Annotated in this window: 16 protein-coding genes and 1 pseudogene; 8 read left to right on the top strand and 9 right to left on the bottom strand. The window is 60.8% G+C overall.

The window, feature by feature from the left end; genetic code table 11:
- Positions 1–176 precede the first annotated feature (176 nt).
- Both MU856_RS17285 and MU856_RS17280 read right to left on the bottom strand, forming a co-directional pair.
- On the bottom strand, positions 177–797 hold the full coding sequence (locus tag MU856_RS17285) for an O-methyltransferase (protein ID WP_263588054.1): 621 nt from the start codon (positions 795–797) through the stop codon (positions 177–179).
- A gap of 71 nt (positions 798–868) precedes the next feature.
- Complete coding sequence (locus tag MU856_RS17280; protein WP_263588053.1) at positions 869–1,507, bottom strand: TetR family transcriptional regulator; 639 nt, start codon at positions 1,505–1,507, stop codon at positions 869–871.
- Between the two features lie 272 nt (positions 1,508–1,779).
- On the opposite strand from MU856_RS17280, the gene MU856_RS17275 reads away from it, so the two are divergent.
- A complete protein-coding gene (locus MU856_RS17275) occupies positions 1,780–2,835 on the top strand; it encodes an aromatic ring-hydroxylating dioxygenase subunit alpha (protein WP_263588052.1) in 1,056 nt (351 codons plus the stop codon).
- Between the two features lie 179 nt (positions 2,836–3,014).
- Here the strand turns inward: MU856_RS17275 and MU856_RS17270 are convergent, their stop codons facing one another.
- From MU856_RS17270 to MU856_RS17255, 4 genes are all read right to left on the bottom strand, one after another.
- Entirely contained in the window at positions 3,015–4,028 is a 1,014-nt protein-coding gene (locus MU856_RS17270) for a VOC family protein (protein ID WP_412072799.1), read from the bottom strand.
- 161 nt (positions 4,029–4,189) lie between these two features.
- A complete protein-coding gene (locus tag MU856_RS17265) occupies positions 4,190–4,504 on the bottom strand; it encodes a 2Fe-2S iron-sulfur cluster-binding protein (RefSeq protein WP_263588050.1) in 315 nt (104 codons plus the stop codon).
- Between the two features lie 95 nt (positions 4,505–4,599).
- Positions 4,600–5,712, bottom strand: coding sequence for an S-(hydroxymethyl)glutathione dehydrogenase/class III alcohol dehydrogenase (locus tag MU856_RS17260; protein ID WP_263588049.1), 1,113 nt, complete (start codon positions 5,710–5,712; stop codon positions 4,600–4,602).
- Positions 5,713–5,754: 42 nt separating this feature from the next.
- Positions 5,755–5,961 carry a hypothetical protein gene (locus MU856_RS17255; protein WP_263588048.1) on the bottom strand — a complete coding sequence of 69 codons (207 nt, stop codon included), beginning with the start codon at positions 5,959–5,961 and terminating at the stop codon, positions 5,755–5,757.
- A 323-nt stretch (positions 5,962–6,284) separates the two neighbouring features.
- Here MU856_RS17255 and MU856_RS17250 point away from each other — a divergent pair.
- Positions 6,285–6,530 (top strand): annotated as a pseudogene (locus tag MU856_RS17250) (Rieske 2Fe-2S domain-containing protein); the annotation flags it as partial.
- Positions 6,531–6,617: 87 nt separating this feature from the next.
- Positions 6,618–7,346 (top strand): hypothetical protein, encoded by a 729-nt coding sequence (locus MU856_RS17245; RefSeq protein ID WP_263588995.1) that lies wholly within the window; start codon positions 6,618–6,620, stop codon positions 7,344–7,346.
- 84 nt (positions 7,347–7,430) lie between these two features.
- Here MU856_RS17245 and MU856_RS17240 read toward each other — a convergent pair whose 3' ends face one another.
- Positions 7,431–8,357, bottom strand: a complete 927-nt coding sequence (locus MU856_RS17240) for a 3-keto-5-aminohexanoate cleavage protein (RefSeq protein ID WP_263588047.1) — start codon at positions 8,355–8,357, stop codon at positions 7,431–7,433.
- A complete protein-coding gene (locus MU856_RS17235; RefSeq protein WP_263588046.1) occupies positions 8,354–8,851 on the bottom strand; it encodes a cupin domain-containing protein in 498 nt (165 codons plus the stop codon). The genes MU856_RS17240 and MU856_RS17235 overlap by 4 nt, the downstream gene beginning before the upstream one ends.
- A 494-nt stretch (positions 8,852–9,345) precedes the next feature.
- Here MU856_RS17235 and MU856_RS17230 point away from each other — a divergent pair, with 494 nt between their 5' ends.
- Both MU856_RS17230 and MU856_RS17225 read left to right on the top strand, forming a co-directional pair.
- Positions 9,346–10,761 carry a sulfatase gene (locus tag MU856_RS17230; RefSeq protein ID WP_263588045.1) on the top strand — a complete coding sequence of 472 codons (1,416 nt, stop codon included), beginning with the start codon at positions 9,346–9,348 and terminating at the stop codon, positions 10,759–10,761.
- 297 nt (positions 10,762–11,058) lie between these two features.
- On the top strand, positions 11,059–11,286 hold the full coding sequence (locus MU856_RS17225) for a hypothetical protein (RefSeq protein ID WP_263588044.1): 228 nt from the start codon (positions 11,059–11,061) through the stop codon (positions 11,284–11,286).
- On the opposite strand, the gene MU856_RS17220 is transcribed toward MU856_RS17225, so the two are convergent.
- Complete coding sequence (locus MU856_RS17220; protein WP_263588043.1) at positions 11,283–13,640, bottom strand: TonB-dependent receptor; 2,358 nt, start codon at positions 13,638–13,640, stop codon at positions 11,283–11,285. The two genes, MU856_RS17225 and MU856_RS17220, sit on opposite strands and share 4 nt — an antisense overlap.
- A gap of 463 nt (positions 13,641–14,103) precedes the next feature.
- Here MU856_RS17220 and MU856_RS17215 point away from each other — a divergent pair, with 463 nt between their 5' ends.
- From MU856_RS17215 to MU856_RS17205, 3 genes are all read left to right on the top strand, one after another.
- On the top strand, positions 14,104–15,240 hold the full coding sequence (locus MU856_RS17215; RefSeq protein ID WP_263588042.1) for an FAD-dependent monooxygenase: 1,137 nt from the start codon (positions 14,104–14,106) through the stop codon (positions 15,238–15,240).
- 132 nt (positions 15,241–15,372) lie between these two features.
- Positions 15,373–15,945, top strand: a complete 573-nt coding sequence (locus tag MU856_RS17210; RefSeq protein ID WP_263588041.1) for an NADPH-dependent FMN reductase — start codon at positions 15,373–15,375, stop codon at positions 15,943–15,945.
- A 330-nt stretch (positions 15,946–16,275) separates the two neighbouring features.
- On the top strand, positions 16,276–17,280 hold the full coding sequence (locus tag MU856_RS17205; protein WP_263588040.1) for a fumarylacetoacetate hydrolase family protein: 1,005 nt from the start codon (positions 16,276–16,278) through the stop codon (positions 17,278–17,280).
- Position 17,281: the final 1 nt, after the last annotated feature.

The raw sequence follows: 17,281 nt of genomic DNA, 5'->3' as shown, positions 1-17,281 counted from the left end.
CCGGCACTTGCCCGGTTGTCCAACCAGGACATCAACCGGCGGTGCCGCGGGCAACGATCCTTATCGATCTCCACCGGTCGGTGTCCCGAGCGCGTCATCGATCTATCGTGACAAAGGCGCGGGAAGCGACGTGAGCGCGGCAACACCGTCTCGGCCAATGCGGGAAAGGGGCGCAGCTAGGCGAGGAAGCGCGTGACTTCGAGGCCCTGACCTAGCGGCAGCGCAATGCTTGAGACGCCTTTGAGCGCGCGAACATGCTTCTGGTATTTCTCAGCCGACTCGCGATGCGCAACCGGCTCGAGCATATTGTCAGCAACCACAATCGAATCCTGCGACAGCTTCGGCCGCAAAGTTTCGAAGCAGGGAATGTAAAGCTCTTTCCAAATGTCGAGAAGCGCAAGGTCGACAGCAAAATCGAGCCGCGAAACCAGTTCGACCGCATCGCCAGTGCGGAACTCGACGACCGATTCCAGGCCTGCTTCCCGCAATTGCTCGCGGGCATAGTCCTGCTTCTGCGCGGCCACATCGACGCTGACGATCCGTGCATCGACCTCTGCCGCCGCGCGCGCCAGCCAGAGGGTCGAATAGCCATAAGACGTGCCGAGTTCGACGATGTGACGCGGGCGGGCGCCGCGGACCAGTTCCGCGAGGAAGGAGCCGACGACCGGTCCGATGCTCAGCAAGAGATCGTCGAGAACCGCTGGAGCTTCGCCCGTTGACAGCGCCGCGAGCGCTGCTTCTTCTTCCCGCGCCCGCGCTTCATATCGGGCCATCACTGTTTCGAAAGCGCTGTTCATCCCCTGTCCCCATCTTCGTGTGCGAGGCTCGATCTCGCTCCAATAAGCAAACGGATCGTAGCGTTCCGTAATTAAGGGATCAACCTCTCAGTCGGCGGGTGCTCCTTCACCGCGGCCGGTTCAGCCTTCGGCCGCCTGCCGCGATCCGCTCGCGCGGCGTTCAGTCGCGTCTCCCACCCGGTGACCAGCGAGGCCAGCGCCTGCTCGAGGATCGCGTCGAACGGCACAAGCTTCTGGAGCGAGCCGCCGCTTGCGGCACCGGCAAGACCGCTCAGACCGAGAACCATCGACTGGACCGCGATCTGCATCTCCAGCGCGGTCGGTGCGTCGATCCCGTGTCGGGCGAGGATATCGCGGGGCCATTCGGTCATGGCGATCAACTGGTCCGGGTCGAATTCGGTGGTGAGAACAAGCCGTGCAACGTCGCCGATCCGGTGCTGCGTCGCCCATAATGTCCGGCCGAACTGGCTGAGCCATTGCTGCCAAGACGCACAGTCGCCGATCGCTTCGATCTGGTCATGGAACAGGCGCACCGCCATGAGCGCAAGCAATTGCTGCTTGCCGGCGACGTGGCGATAGAGGGACGGGGCTTCGACGTCGAGCCGCGTCGCAAGCTTGCGAAGCGTGATGTCGTCAAGTCCGTCTTCCTGAAGCAAGGCGATTGCTTCGTCGAGGATCAGATCGAGATTCAGTTTTGCCGGGGCTGCCACGATTCCCCCTATTGATCAAATCGTCGCCAATTACTAGAAGCAAGACTAACAATGTTAGCAATGGGGAGGTCGGTATGTACCCATTCTGCGAAGATGCCGCGCGACCTGTTGCTCCGGTCCGACCGCAACACGGCCGAGGGCCGCCCGATGCTGCAGGCCATGCTTGATGCCGAGCGAGCGTTTCCGACGCCGGATGGCGATTGTCCGCGGGTGAGGAGTGATGGATTTGTCGCGCGGCCCGCCGCCGCCGATGGGCAAGAGGAGAGACCGAAATGGCGACTGCAAGCGTCGATACCTTATATGGCCAGCGCAACTATCCTTATAATTGCTGGTGGGTGGCAGCCTATGCCGACGAAGTAGGCCGGATGCCGTTGGCACGCTGGCTGCTGGACACGCCGGTCGTGCTTTACCGGACCGAGGAGGGCGCCGTCGTCGCCCTCGAGGACCGCTGTCCGCACCGGCAGGCGCCGCTTTCGATCGGCAAGCTACGCGGCGACGCGATCGAATGCGGCTATCATGGGTTTCAGTTCGGACCCAGCGGCCGCTGTGTGCACGTGCCGTCTATGAGCAGCCCGCCCCCCATCGGCGTCGAGGCCTATCCGGTCCGTGAAATCGGGCCGCTGGTCTGGATATATCTCGGCGATCAATCGCGGCTCGATGACGTTCCGCCGCCGCCTGAGCTCGCCTGGATGCTAGATCCCGGGTTCGAGATCCGCAAGGGACGGATCGAGATTGCCGCCAATTACCTGCTTCTCAAGGAAAATGTCCTCGACCTCACGCATTTTGGCTATGTCCATGCGGCGACCTTTCAGATCACCGACTGGGTCGACGCTCCCAAGGTGGCGAAGGACGGGAACACCGTGACGTACCGGCAGGAGTTCATCCGGACGCCACTCATTCCAGGGATGGCGATTCCGCTAGGGCTCGAGCCGGGTGCGCTGTGGAATAGGATTAATTCGGGCTCGCTGCTTTCGCCGGCAGCTCAGGAGGGCCGCAGCGACTTCTGCAATCCCGATCGGTCCGAACCACCGGCCGGACGCGTGCGCTTTGCGCATTTGACGACCCCGATCGACCAGAAGAATATGCATTATTTTTATGTTTTCGGGCGGGATTTCGCGCGCGAGGAGGCGGCGATGGATATGTTCGAAAAGATGGTCATCGAAGGGTTCAAGGAAGATGAGTTCGTCCTCGAGCAGGTGCAATCGATCATGAGCCGCAAGCCGCGCCGCGGCTCGCAAGGCGAGCGGAGCGTGAAGGCCGATGCTGCTGGCATCGAGGCGCGCCGCATCATCGAAGGCTGGATGGCGCGCGAGACGATCACGGATTAGGTCGGGTCGGCCGGGCTCCCTCGAAGCACGCCCGGCCTTGATCTCATGCTTGTGGGCGGCTTTCGTTGCCGGGCAACGCAAATCGACCGGCGATCCTTGGTGGGTCGCCGGTCGAGTTTTAGGACAAAGAGATATGCTGCTGGCGGCTTCAGGCTGCGGGGCTGTCGATGAACATGCGCTCAGTCGTGGCGCGCTTCGTCGGCATAGGTAATTTTTTCGGGAATGGCGCCCTGTGGCAGCGTGGTCTGGTCGAGCTTTACTTCCCAGGGCAGCTCTTCGGGAAGGAAGGGCAGGACCTTGCTCGTCCAGGTAAAAGCCCCAAAGCGAGCCTCCCAGATCCGCGGAATCCAGCTGTCGTCGAGATAGTCGGTATCGGCGCCATATTCAGCCATGCCGCCGCAGGGTGCGTCGAAATAGCAGAAGAGAGCCGATCCGACACGATGGCGTCCGACGCCGCCCAGCGGATTGCGATAGCCGCGGCGCTCGAGATAATTCCAGCCGGCATAGACTTCGTCGATATCCTCGACCCCGAAACAGACATGGTCGAAGCCGACGTTGAAGGGCGGCAGCATGTCCCAGCGCTGGAAGTACACCACATGATGCTGATGAACGCCGGCAGGGCGAGCAAAAATGCCCGCATCGACCTGATAGTCGGTCATCCGGAAATCGAGCCGGTCGCGGAAGAAGGCAAAGCTCTCGTGAATATCCTGCGCCCGCCACACGACATGGTTGATCGTCTTGGGCGCGGCGCGTACCCGCCAGCGGCGATGCTGGTTCAGGCGCTTGACATTGTCGGGCGCGTTCACCGGATCGGGAGAATAAAGCACCTTGGAGCGCGTCCATACGCGCAGACCGAGAGGAATGCCGCCGTCAGCGACGAAATGGATGCGGTTGCCGTCTTCGGAGCGGCGAACCTCGCGGTCGATCCCGATGCGTTCGGCATATTCGTCAAGCTCCTCGCGCGTGTCGACGCCGTAAAAGGTTTCGCGCACGCCATTGCCTTCATAATGATGGGCCGGCAGCGAGGGATCGTCGAACTTACGCAGGATGACGCGCGAGCCTTCTTCAAGGCGATAGACGACCTCGTCGGGGGTACGGCGAATGGATTTCAATCCGAAATCGTCATAGAATCGCGCTGAAGCCTCAAGGTCATCGACTCCGTAAACAACGCTTTCAACACCACCTATGGGCATCTCTCTTCTCCATCAATTCGGCTCTTGCCGATACGTCTGCGGGACAACCGAAACGCTCCGTATTGTAAATAGCCGTTCTGGGCGCGCAAAACAAGGGGCGAAGCCACGCGAACGCACGAGGAAGGCGCCCGCCGCGACAATCTTTGCCGCGCGGCCCCAACTCAATCCTCCGGCGCCAAAATAACTGTCAGTCCGTCAAGCGCATGGTCGAACGGGATCTGGCAGGAGAGGCGGGACCGCTCGGTCCGATGATCCGAGCTGTCGAGAAGGTCGCTTTCGTCGTCGCCAAGCGGCGGCAGTTCGAAGGCGGTGGAATCGACATAAACATGGCAAGTCGCGCAGGAGCAACAGCCGCCGCAGAGCGCGAGCAACTCGTCAATCCCCGCGTCGCGAATGGCTTCCATGACGCTTATGCCGGGGCTGGCTTCTACTTCGGTCGCGTTGCCGCCTCGGTCGATTACGGTGAGTCTGGGCATATTCCATTATCCTGTTTCTACGGCACCACCGGGGGAAGGGGGGAGGCGTGCCATGCCGCGGCAGCGTGGCGGCCCGCAGCGCGCTGTCGGACTCTTTAGAAGACGACGACGGACCGGATACTCTCACCCGCATGCATCAGGTCGAACCCCTTGTTGATCTCTTCGAGGCCCATGACGTGGGTGATCATCGGGTCGATCTCGATCTTGCCGGTCATGTACATGTCGACGATCTTGGGCACGTCGGTGCGGCCCTTGGCGCCGCCGAACGCGGTGCCGCGCCAGTTGCGCCCGGTGACGAGCTGGAACGGACGCGTCGCGATTTCCTTGCCCGCCTCGGCGACGCCGATGATGATCGAAGTGCCCCAGCCGCGGTGGCAGGCCTCGAGCGCGATCCGCATAACTTCGGTGTTGCCCGTCGCGTCGAACGTATAGTCGGCGCCGCCGTCGGTCATCGCGACGATCGCGGCAACGACATCCTCGCAGCTCATGCCTTTCGAATTGAGGAAATCGGTCATGCCGAACTTGCGGCCCCATTCCTCTCGGGTTGCGTTGATGTCAACGCCGATGATCTGCTTTGCCCCCGCAAGCCGCGCGCCCTGGATCACGTTCAATCCGATGCCGCCGAGGCCGAAGACGACGACATTGTCGCCGACCTGCACCTTGGCGGTATTGATCACCGCGCCGACCCCGGTGGTGACGCCGCAGCCGATGTAGCAGCTCGACTGAAACGGCGCGTCTTCGCGGATCTTCGCGACCGCGATCTCGGGCAGCACGGTGAAGTTCGAGAAGGTCGAGCAGCCCATATAATGATAGATCGGCTGGCCCTTGTACGAAAAGCGCGTCGTGCCGTCGGGCATCAGCCCCTTGCCCTGCGTCGCGCGGATCGCGGTGCAGAGGTTGGTCTTGCCCGAAAGGCAGCTTTTGCACTGGCGGCATTCGGGGGTGTAGAGCGGGATGACATGGTCGCCGGGGACGACGCTGGTGACGCCTGCGCCGACCTCGCGCACGACGCCCGCGCCTTCATGGCCGAGCACGCTCGGAAAGATGCCCTCGCTGTCGAAGCCGTCGAGCGTGTAAGCATCGGTGTGGCAGATGCCCGTCGCCATAATCTCGACCAGCACTTCGCCCGCCTTCGGGCCTTCGAGGTCAAGCTCGACGATTTCGAGCGGCTTCTTCGCTTCGAACGCAACGGCGGCGCGGGTCTTCATCTCGGAAAGTCTCCAAAGCAATGGGGATGGAAAGGACTGGGTTCAGAGCGCCAGGAGTATGGCAAGCAGCCCCATGAAAATGATCGCCGCGGCAAAGAGTCCCATTTCGGCCATATAATCGCGTCCGTTCATGCAGCCGCAGCCGCATTTCTGGACGAAAGTGGCGTCACCCTGCCCGATAATGATGATGCCGCTGTCCTTGCATAGGTTACATGAAGGCTTGGCTGGCAAGCTCGCTTCTTGTTGCATCCTCGATCCTCTCCAGCGAATCTTATCAAGCTTAAATACAATACGCAACGTTTAGGTCAAGTTCAGAGAAGGCGATGCCAGCCGCCGGTCGACCTTGGGGCACAGCGCCTTTGCCACGCCTTGCCAACAGGCGCGTTTCAAGCTCTCTTTCGCGTTGCCTCAGGCGCGGGAACGCTCTGACGCCAAGGCTTGCACTGTTCATGTGCCTATCGACCGATGCGAGGCATCCGACAATTTACAAAGGGAAAATCGGAAGGTTGACCATACGAAACGAATAGTATTATTTCTTCGCCATCACAGCAAGTGAATGGCGGGAGAAGCAGATGTCGTTTTTGCGCAATGCCTGGTACGCGGCAGGTTGGTCGAGCGAGCTTGGCGATGCGCCGCTTGCACGTGTGTTCCTTGGTGAACCCGTGGTGCTTTTTCGGACCGCCTCGGGCGAGCCGGCGGCGCTGGCCGACCAATGTCCGCACCGCTTCGCCCCGCTCAGCATGGGCCGGGTCAGCGGAGATACGATCCGCTGCCCCTATCATGGGCTCGTCTTCGACAAGGGCGGAGCCTGCGTTCACAATCCGCATGGCCGCGGTGCCCTGCCGGCGTCGCTCGGTGTCCGACATTATCCGCTACGCGTCCAGGACGGCATGATCTGGATATGGATGGGCGACGAAGCGGCCGTCGCGGGCACCGCGCCGCCTTCTTATCCATTTCTGATCGCGCAAGGCTGGGCGACGATCCAGGGTTATCTGCACGTCAACGCCAACTATGAGCTGGTCACCGACAATCTGATGGATCTCAGTCATGCCGAATTCCTGCATCCGTTTATCGCGCCTGAAGGCACGGCATCGAGCATCGCTTATCGCGCCGAGCAGCGCGGCGAGCGCGTGTCGGTGTTCAACGATATGCGCGATCAGCCGAATACTCCGTTGTTCGAGATCGTTCTCGGCTCTGACGTGAAGCGCATCGATGGCGCCGCCAACACGCACTGGGAAGCGCCGGCCAACATGCTTCTCGAGACATGCGCCGTCGCTCTCGATTCGGGCGATGGCCGCAAGGCCACCATGCCGCAGGCGCACTTGCTGACGCCCGAGACCGAGATCTCCACCCATTATTTCTGGGGCTTGTCGCGCGATCGTTGTCTCGACAACCCAGAGCTTGAGGAGATGCTGCGCGCCGGCATCAGTCACGCTTTCGAGTATGAGGACGAGCCGATGATCCACGCCGTTCAGGAACGAATGCGCAACCGTCCGCTTTTCGAATTGTCGCCGGCGCTTTTGCCAATGGATGAGGGCGCTGTGCGCGCGCGGCGGATTCTGGCGGCGCACATTGCCGCGGAGCAGACGGCGCGCCGGCCGCAGGAAGCGGACGCCGGACAGGTGCCCGCCTGATAGGAAAATGGGCGGGCGGGCCCGGATCCGGTCCGCCGCCCATGGCTTGTCAGCGCCCGTCAGGGGCTCAGTCCGCTCGGCGGATCAGAAGCCCACGTCGCCGCCGCCCTTCAAGTCGAGCATCTGGCGTGCTTCGTCGGGCGAGGCGATCTCCATCCCAAGTTCCTCGAGAATGTGCCGGATTTTGCTGACCTGCTGCGCGTTGGAAATAGCCAGCTCGCCGCGTCCGATATACAGGCTGTCCTCGAGACCGACACGGACATTGGCGCCCATCAGCGAACTCATCGCCGCGAGCCGCATCTGATGGACGCCCGCCGCGAGCACAGACCATTTATAATCGCTTCCAAAAAGCCTGTCCGCGGTGCGCTTCTGATGCATGAGATCTTCGGGGTGCGCGCCGATCGAGCCGCGCAAGCCGAAGACCGTCTGGACGAACAGCGGCGGCTTCACCAGGCCGCGCTCGAGAAAATAGGCGAGCGTGTAGAGATGGCTCGTGTCATAACATTCGAACTCGAACCGTGTGCCCGCATTGCCGATATTCGTCATGATCCATTCGATGTCGGCGAAGGTGTTGCGGAAGACGAGGTCCTTGGTCGATTCGAGGAAGGGCTGTTCCCAGTCATGCTTCCACTCGCGCTTGCGCTGCGCCAGTTCGCTAAGGTTGAGGTTGATCGACCCCATGTTGAGCGAACACATTTCCGGCCGCAGTTCCTGCGCGGCCAGCGTTCGCTCTTCGATCGCCATCGCAGGACCACCACCGCCGGTGGAGATGTTTACGACCGCGTCGGTTGCGCCCTTGATCCGCTGCAGGAAGCGTTGGAAAATCGCGGGATCGCCCGTCGGTTTGCCGGTTTCGGGATCGCGGGCATGAAGATGAATGATCGAGGCACCTGCCGCCGCCGCTTCGATCGACTGGTCTGCAATTTCTTCCGGCGTGACGGGAAGGTAAGGCGACATCGACGGCGTATGCGCGCCCCCGGTGACGGCGCAGGTGATGATGACCTTGCTCATGCGGCTTCTCCTTCACCGAGGGCGACGAGGACAAATGCCATCCGGCACATCTTGTCGGACCGGTTGGACCAGCTGTGATTGGTCGCTCGCTGGATCAGCACGTCTCCCTGGCGCAGGAGAGTCTCGCCTTCGTCCATCATCGCGTAAATCTCGCCCTCGAGCACGATTGCATAGTCGAGCGAGGGAGTCTTGTGGAACCAGAAGTGCCGCGGCGCGTCCGCATCGCGAACCTCATTCTCGTCGAGGAAGGTCGTCACCTTGCCGGGATCGCAGTTCTCGTCGGGCGGAAAATCGACGATGCGCAGGATCGTGCCGCCTTCGGAATGGAAGCCGAACTGGTGGCTGGCGGGGGCCGGTTCGTCGCCGGGTGCGGCGCCTTTGCCGGTCGCCCACAAAACCTGCGCGACCATCGGCGAATGGTCCGGCAGCACGACGTTGGGCGCCGGACCGTCGGACTGGATCAGGGACCGCCCCGCTTCATTCTCACCCGTCACGACTCGACGGACATGGCGAACCGGTCTCTCTGCTGGTGATCTGTCGCTCGCCGGGGAAATTTTCGTCGCTGTCATTTAGGCCATCTCTCATAATAGATACGGGCCGCCCCGTATTTATAGGCATTTGTGGCAGCAATCGGTCGGCTGGTCAAGCTTGGAGGAGCACGCAGGGCCGCGTTCCATCACTCGAAGGCTTTGTGTCTCCGATGTCGAGGTGACCGAGGCCGGTGCGGGTGTCGGCGCCCCTTAATTAGATGGCCGGCTGAAAGGGATGGCGGCCTGCCGGACCCGCATCTCAGCTCCAGCGGGCTGGAAACGAGGCCAGCTGGCCGCTCGCAGCCACCGATGCAGTTGCCGTTCCAGCGAGAAACGATACGATGGGTATTGATTTATGCCACTCCGGGCGTCAGGAGAAGAGCAACCCTCAATCGGTTCTCGGCGGGAGCCGAACGATTAAAAGAGGCACCGACAGCATAGTCAAAGGGAGGACGGGAATGACTGACGTCTCGCGAAGAAACATACTTGCGGGCCTGGGCGCCGCAACAGCGTTGACGCCAGATCTGGTTTACGCGTCGCCCGAAAAGGCGCCTCCACCCAACATCATCTTTATCATGGCGGACGATCTCGGCTATGCCGATCTGAGTTGCTATGGCGCTCGTTCGATCAAGACGCCGCACCTCGATCATTTGGCGGAGCAAGGATTGCGTCTAACAGACGGTTATTCCAACTCTCCCGTTTGCTCGGCTACCCGAACGGGCCTTATCACAGGTTGCTATCAATATCGCTTCCGCTGCGGGTTGGAGGAGCCGATTTCGCTGCGCAATTTCGGTCTGCCCGCCGATACGCCGACCTTGCCTTCACGGTTGCGGGCCATGGGCTATATGACGTCGCTCGTCGGCAAATGGCATTTGGGGAACATGCCCGAATATGGACCGCTTAAGAGCGGATACGACAGGTTTTTTGGCATCCAGGAAGGAGGCGCGGATTATTTTACCCATCGACTGACTTTCGGTTCGGTCACGTCCTCCGGGCTGATCGAAGGGGATACACCGGTCGAACGTCACGGCTATCTGACCGATCTTCTAGGCGCCAAGGCCATTGAGGAGGTCGCATATGCGGTGGAACAGCGGCGGCCGATCATGCTCAGCCTGCATTTCACCGCGCCGCATTGGCCATGGGAGGGACCCGAGGATGAGCAGCTTTCGAAGCAGATTGCCAATCCCGTTCATCTCGACGGGGGGAGTCTCGCCACTTATGCAAAAATGGTGGAGAGCATGGACGCCAATATCGGACGATTGCTGAAAGAACTGGATCGCCTTGGGATCGCCGACAACAGCATCGTCATTTTTACAAGCGACAATGGTGGCGAACGCTTTTCCGACACCTGGCCCTTTACCGGCAAGAAAACGGAGTTGCTGGAAGGTGGGATCCGCGTGCCGGTCATCATGCGCTGGCCGGCTCGCATCGCTGCCGGGAAAACTTGTTCGCAAGTCATGATCTCGATGGATTTCGTCCCGACACTCCTGGCTGCCGCGGGTGCGGGTCCGGACTCGATTGCCGGGTTTGACGGCGAGGATCTGCTGGACGTGCTGACTGGCCACGCTCCGCCCAGGGAGCGAACCCTGTTTTGGCGGTATAAGGCCGCCGATCAGGCGGCCGTCCGGCAGGGAAGCTGGAAATATCTCAAAGTCATGGATCGCGAGTGGCTGTTCAACTTGGCGGAGGATCAGCATGAACGCGCCAACTATGCCGAGCGGGACCGAAAGCGTTTCGAGATGCTCAAGGCGAAATTCGCCGAATGGAACGCAACCATGCTTGCCTATCCAGCCGACAGCGCGACACACAGCATATCCGAATATCTTCCCGATCGGTACCGGGCCGAGCCGAGCGAGATGATAAAGCCGCGCTGAGGCAGGAGCGGCTCCGGACTCGCGGGCAGGCATTGCGAAAGGGCCGCTCCGCCAGACGTCTTCGTCTGCCTGGATCATGGCGAGTCGCCGGCTAGTGGACCTGCTTGAGTGTTGCCGGCTGCCGGTGTCGCGATTCATTTATTCGCCGACCGACGTATCGATCGTGAATCAGGCTGAGCCGGCCGCGGCGCATGGAAAGCGCCGAACTTAATATGCGCTTTCCCTGCCGCCGCCCCGTGCGGGGTCCGGCCACCCCCCTTTGCACGGGCAAGCGGCCGGCGCCGGCATCGCGCGTGGATGGATGAGACGGTCGCCGAGAATAGAAATGGGCAACCGGCGCCCTTCATCCCGGAAATCATGGTTGCGCTTCCGGCCCGGATGCTGTCGCTTCTTGGACTGGACCATGTCGCCAACCTTGTCAGTCATCGCGTCGCCCGGGCCGGCGAAACTTGCCCGGCAAGAAAAGAGCGCGCCGGTCATGAACTGGCGCGCTCCCTGATAGTCAGTCGTATAACCGTCGGCTAGAAATTGAAGCCCACGCGGACGCCGTAGGTGCGCGGCGGAGCGAGCAGGTCGAAGCTGGTGGCCGGACCTGCCGGATGAAAAGAGGTGAAAACGGAAACATTCTCGTCCGTGATGTTATTGACGAAACCCGCAATATAGAAATCCGGCTTGTCGAATTGCACCTTCACTTGCAGATCGGCCGTGAAAAACCCCTTCTGAACCTGCGACGCCAATTGTTCGTTGCCGACAAACGACTTCGATTTGTAGCGACCGTCCGCGTTGATCAGGATCTGGCTGTTGCTGCTGAGGTCGATCACTTGTTCGATACCACCGCTCAGGGACCATTTCGGCGCATTGATCGCGGGCAAGCCGCTACAGTTCACATCGAATACCGCGCCATTGGGGGTCACGGCGCAGCCCGTTACGGGCGCTCCGACAGCCGCAGGGGTCGAATAGGTGTAGTTCTGACGTTTCGTGTCGAGATATTGCACGAGGCCGGTCAGCGTCGTCGTCGACGTGATCTTTCCAAGAAGCTCCAGTTCGACACCGCGAATGCGCGTCTTGCCTACATTGTCGGTGATAAACTCGATGCCGCCGGCGCTGTTGGTAGCAAATCGGGAAATCTGCTGGTTCTTGTAGTTCCACCAGAACAGCTCGAGATTCACTTGCAAGCGATTGTCCAGGAACCGGTTTTTCGAACCCAAAGTCCAGGCGTTGATGGTTTCGGGCTGGAAAATCGGATTGTCGATCGAATTGAAATAGCCGCCCGATTTGTAGCCCGTTTCGAAACTGCCATAGAGCAGCGATTGCGGACCGACGTCATATTCGAAGCCAAGGCGATATGTGAACTTCTCGAACCGATTGTCCGGTGTATTGCGAGCCAGCGCGCCGAGGAGAAGCGCGCCATTGCCATAGGGCTGCGCCGGGATCAGATTGCCGTTCGCATCGAACAGATTGGCAGGCGCCTGGAGCTGCACCGGCCGGATCGGGGGGGTGCCGATGCAGAAGGGCGGTCCGCCCGCCAGCGTTGGACAAACAACGCGCGTATTATATGCGGAAATGTCCGCCTTCTTGTCATCGATGGTGTAGCGGCCCGCCGCGGTCAGGCGGAAGCTTTCGCTGACGTCGTAAGTCAAGCGAGCAAAGCCCGCATAGCTCTTTGTCCAACTGTTGAAATTGGAATAGAAGGAGCCGAAATCCTGGTTATAGTTCGCGCGTTCGTGCGAGGTCTCGCTGAGATAGAAAAGGCCGGCGATATAGTTGAGCGGGCCATCGCTGTCCGAGGCGAGGCGCGCTTCGAACGAGAACTGATCATTCTTCAGTTTGGACTGGAAGCATTGGGCCGTGCAGGTCAGAAAATCGACCTGCGCGCGGCGATAGGCCGGCAGGATGGTCAGCGTACCGATCGAAGTCTCGATATCCGCCTGCGCGAAGAAGCCGAAATAATCATTGTCCTGATAGACGTCCATTCCGGTGCGTGAACCCAGGAACGAACCTGCAGGAAAAGAGAGTGTGCTCTGGATCAATGGCTGGGCTCGTGGATCGAGGCTGCCGATACGGTCGCTGCGATCCAGCCCCTGCACGGTGACGCCGGGGCCGTTGCCTCCAACATGCGCATAGTCGCCGCCGACCCTGATCCTGATCGTGTCGGTCAGCTCGCTGGCCATCTGCAGGCGGACCGCGCTCATACTCTCGTCGCTGGTGTCGTCCGACAGATACCCGTCACGATTCGACACCATGCCCGAGACGCGGATCGCACCGTTGTCACCCATAGGCGCGTTCACTGCGCCTTCGATTTTGATGGCGTCAAAATTGCCGTACTCGCCCGACATGTAGCCGCCGAACTCTCCAAGATCGGGAGCGCGGGTGATGACGTTGATCTGCCCGCCGGTCGCATTGCGACCGTAAAGTGTACCTTGCGGTCCCTTCAGCACTTCCACGCGCTCAAGGTCGTAGAACATGCCCTGGACGGCCGAACTGCGAGCGATGCTGACGCCGTTGACCGCAACCGCAACAGCGGCATCGGTGTTCGAATTGGTGGTGAAATTGCCGACGCCGCGCAGGTAGAACTGCGTTGCCGAACCGCCAATAGTGGACACTTGCAACGAGGGGGCCACTCGGGAGAGCCCCGTCGCGTCGGTGATCGACGCACGCGTGAGGCTCTCGCCGTCAACGGCCGTGATGGCGATCGCCGCCTTTTGCAGATTTTCTTCACGGCGCTGCGCCGTGACGATGATGTCCTGAAGCCCCTCATTCGATTCGGCTTGCGCCGTTTCAGCCGGGACTTGAGTCTCTTGAGCGCTCGCCGTCGCCGGCAAGGCGGCCAATCCGGTCGCCAAAGCGGTTGACACATTCAGAATCGTAAAGAACTTCACGGCACCCTCCCATAGGTCTTCATTGTTGTAAGGCCTATATACGGTACGGCCCGTTTTGTTGTCAATCACCGACGTTCAGCCAAAAAGCTTGCCGAAGATCGACTGCCTTGCGACCTCGTCACGGCGGTTTTTCCATCTCTGCGAAAACGGGACGGCAGGGGTGCAACAGCGTGGCGTTCGTCATCGATGCACCATAGGGCAAACGGCTCGTTTTGCTCACGCCCACGCGTAATGCTCCGGATTGAGGACGGGGAGCGCCATGCCGAGCTGAAGCGGCGAGCATCGAGGCGCGAAAGAGGTAGGAAATCCTTCCGCCGATCTTGATCGCGATGCCTGAGAGACGCGAAGTCGCCTCCAATCGCCAACTGCGCAATTGACTAATACGATACGGACCGTAAAGTTTATAGCAATTTACAGGGCCAGGAAGCGCGAAGGCGAAAGCGGCCCCAGCGGGAGATGAGCGATGGGCGCGGTGCGAGATGTGGTAATTGTGGGCGGCGGGATAGGTGGACTTAGCCTAGCCGTCGCGCTCCGGCGCGTGGGAGTGGGTGCGCGAATTGTCGAGAAAGGGAGCAGGGCAAATCGCCTGGGCACGGGCATTTCGCTGCTCGGCAACACGCTGCGGGCGCTTGACGCGCTCGGGCTGGCCGACATCTGCGTGGCCGCGGGTCATGGTTATGACAGCGTCAAGACGCGCGACGCCACGGGGCGGCTCATCGATGAAATGCGTCCGCCCAGGACATTTCGCGCCGATCGTCCGGGAGCATTCGGGATCATGCGCCCCGTGCTCGCCGACATTCTCGAAAATGCGGCGACGAGCGCCGGTGCGAGCATCGAATTCGAGGCGACCGTTACGGCTTTTGAACAACGGTCCGACGGCATTGACGTCACCCTGTCGACCGGTGAACGGGTCAGCGCCGACCTCGTTGTCGGTGCCGATGGAGCCTATTCCGCAACGCGGTCCGCCGTGTTCGGCGATGCGTTCGCGCCAGCCTATTGCGGTCAGAGCGGAATTCGCCTGACCGCCGCCCGTCCTGCGTCGATGGATGGCGTGACTTTCTATCGAGCTCCGGAAGGCGATGTTGTCGGCGCGATCCCGCTGTCCCGGGAGCGCTGCTATTATTTCGTGCTCGAAACCGGCGAACGGCAAAATTACCTCGAGCCGGCGCGGATCGCGGAAATATGGCGGAACCGGATGAAGCCCTTTTCGGCGCCCGAACTCGTCGAAACCGCCGAGATGGTCAGCGCCGATTCGCCAATCAGCTATCGTCCGTTCGATGTTCTCATGATGCCGCTTCCTTGGCATCGCGGCCGTGTCGTTCTCCTCGGCGATGCGTTGCACAGCATGTCGCCCCAGCTCACATCGGGCGGCGGCATGGCGATCGAGGATGCCGTTGTGCTTGCTGAAATCCTTGCGAACGCCACCGATGTCGAGGCAGCGCTTACTGCCTTCGGCGAGCGCCGGGAACCGCGCGTACGCGGCATCTTTGAAACGTCGCTCGGCATTTGCGAGCTCGAGCAGTCGCCGTCGTTCGAGGGGCACAAGAAGAGCATGGAACTCATGGGCCGCGGCTTCCAACTCCTTGCCGAGCCGATGTGACGCGTAGTTGGCTCAGAGCGGAAACGACGGGCGTTCCCGGCCCATCCGGTATCGCCGCCGGCGCGAAATGCGACGATCCGCTTCGGCATAGCAAGTGAGCAAGATATTCTCCCCGACATGGAAAGTGATAAAATGACCACGAAGATTCTCGTTCTGGCCGGCTCTATCCGCCCCGGCTCTTTCAACGCCAGGCTTGCTGAACGCGCCGTGCGATCGATCGAGGCTCAGGGTGGCGACGCGACTCGCCTCGACCTTGGACAATATCCGCTGCCGATCTATGACGCGGAATTGGAAGCTGCCGGAATTCCTGATGAAGTCCTCGCGCTGCACGCGCTGTTCGCCAGCCATGACGGGGTTTTCATCGCCAGCCCGGAATATAATAGTTTTCCGCCTCCGCTGCTGCTCAACATGCTCGACTGGCTGTCGCGTGTTCGTCATTATGAGGGCGGCATGGTGGAAGCGTTCGAGCGCCCCGCCTTCGCCATAAGTTCGGCGTCGCCCGCTCCGCTTGGTGGATATCGTGGCCTCATCGCGTTGCGCCACAAGCTTGAGCTTGGCCTCGGTGCAACGGTCATGCCCGCGATGGCATCGGTCATGTCCGCCTATGCGGGCTTCGACGACGACGGCAATATCATCGACGAACGCAACGCCGCCATGCTGGAAAAGGCGGTCAGCCAATTGCTCGCCGCCGCCGCGCGCGCCTGATCGATCGGCGTTCGGAGCGCCGAAGAATCTGAACGCAACGGATCGTTGTCCGAAGATTTTTTTCGTGGATCGACCATCTGCGAACTGGTTTCTCGGCGATCGAGGAGCGACTCGAAACGATCCGGACGCGAAGTTCCAGAAGCTCAGACATTCTTGGCTCTCGCCGAAGCATGGCAATAATCAACGAAATTTAGCCATTCCGTCTCGCTGAGATTTTCGGACGCGCCGCCGTTTGTGGCCCGCTATTCGGCTGCTCCCTCGGCGGTTGCGCGGGCATGATTTTGCTATTAACGGTACGCAGCGTACACCAATTTAAAATCAGGAGGGATTATGAAGTTCGGACGCATTCTTCGCGACAGCCCCGACGGCAAGATTGCCCGGTTGGTCGTTGTCGAGCCGGAAAAGGGCCGGGTGATTGACCTCGCGCGCGCCGCCGCGCTTCATTATGCCGCCAAGCTGCATGCCACTCCGGACGCGGCGCGCCGCTTCGCCAATGCGGCCTTTCCCGGGAGCATGGCGGAGGCACTCGCGATGGGCGACTATCTCGCCGATCAGTCCAATGACATCGTTGCCGCGCGGGGCGATGACGCCTCGATCGAGATCGATGGGGTCGACTGGCTTCCGGCTTCCGATCCCCCCGTGCTTCGCGATGGACTGAATTTCCTCGGTCACATCAAGAACTGGAGCGCCAAAATGGGGCGTACCGTTCCCGACGCCATGGAACGTATCATACCCTATTGTCAGAACTCGCCGTCGATGGTCATCGGCAACAATGCGATCGTGCCGTGGCCGGGCTATATCAAGCGTATGGATTACGAGCTCGAACTCGGCTGGGTGATCGGCCGGCGCAGCACCAATGTCACGCCGGACAATGCACTCGACTCGGTCTTCGGCGTCACGCTCTACAATGATTTCAGCGGCCGAGACCTGCAGCAGGACGAGGTCGCGATCGGTATGGGCGGAACGAAGGCAAAAAATTTCGCCCACGGCATCGGTCCCTGGATCACGACCCTCGACGAGTTTAAGGACGTCTATTCGATCGAGATGGAAGTCCGGTTGAACGGCGAGACCAAGGGCAAGGGCGTCAGCAAGGATATCCTGTGGAGAGTCGAGGAAGTTCTTTCGTTCATTTCGCTCGGCGAATATCTCCAGCCTGGCGACGTCATCGGGTCAGGGACGCTCGAGGGCGGTTCGGCGCTCGAGCATGACATCATTCTGAATCCCGGCGACGTTATCGAACTCGAGGCGAAGGGTGTCGGTATCCTGCGCAATGTCCTCGGCACGCCGCAGGAAGGCCTGTGGTGGCCGACGGCGCAGCCCGGCAAGCTTTCCTAAT

This window comes from Sphingopyxis sp. GC21 (assembly GCF_025727575.1).
GTDB lineage: Bacteria > Pseudomonadota > Alphaproteobacteria > Sphingomonadales > Sphingomonadaceae > Sphingopyxis > Sphingopyxis terrae_A.
This window is presented reverse-complemented; position numbering and strand designations above follow the sequence as displayed.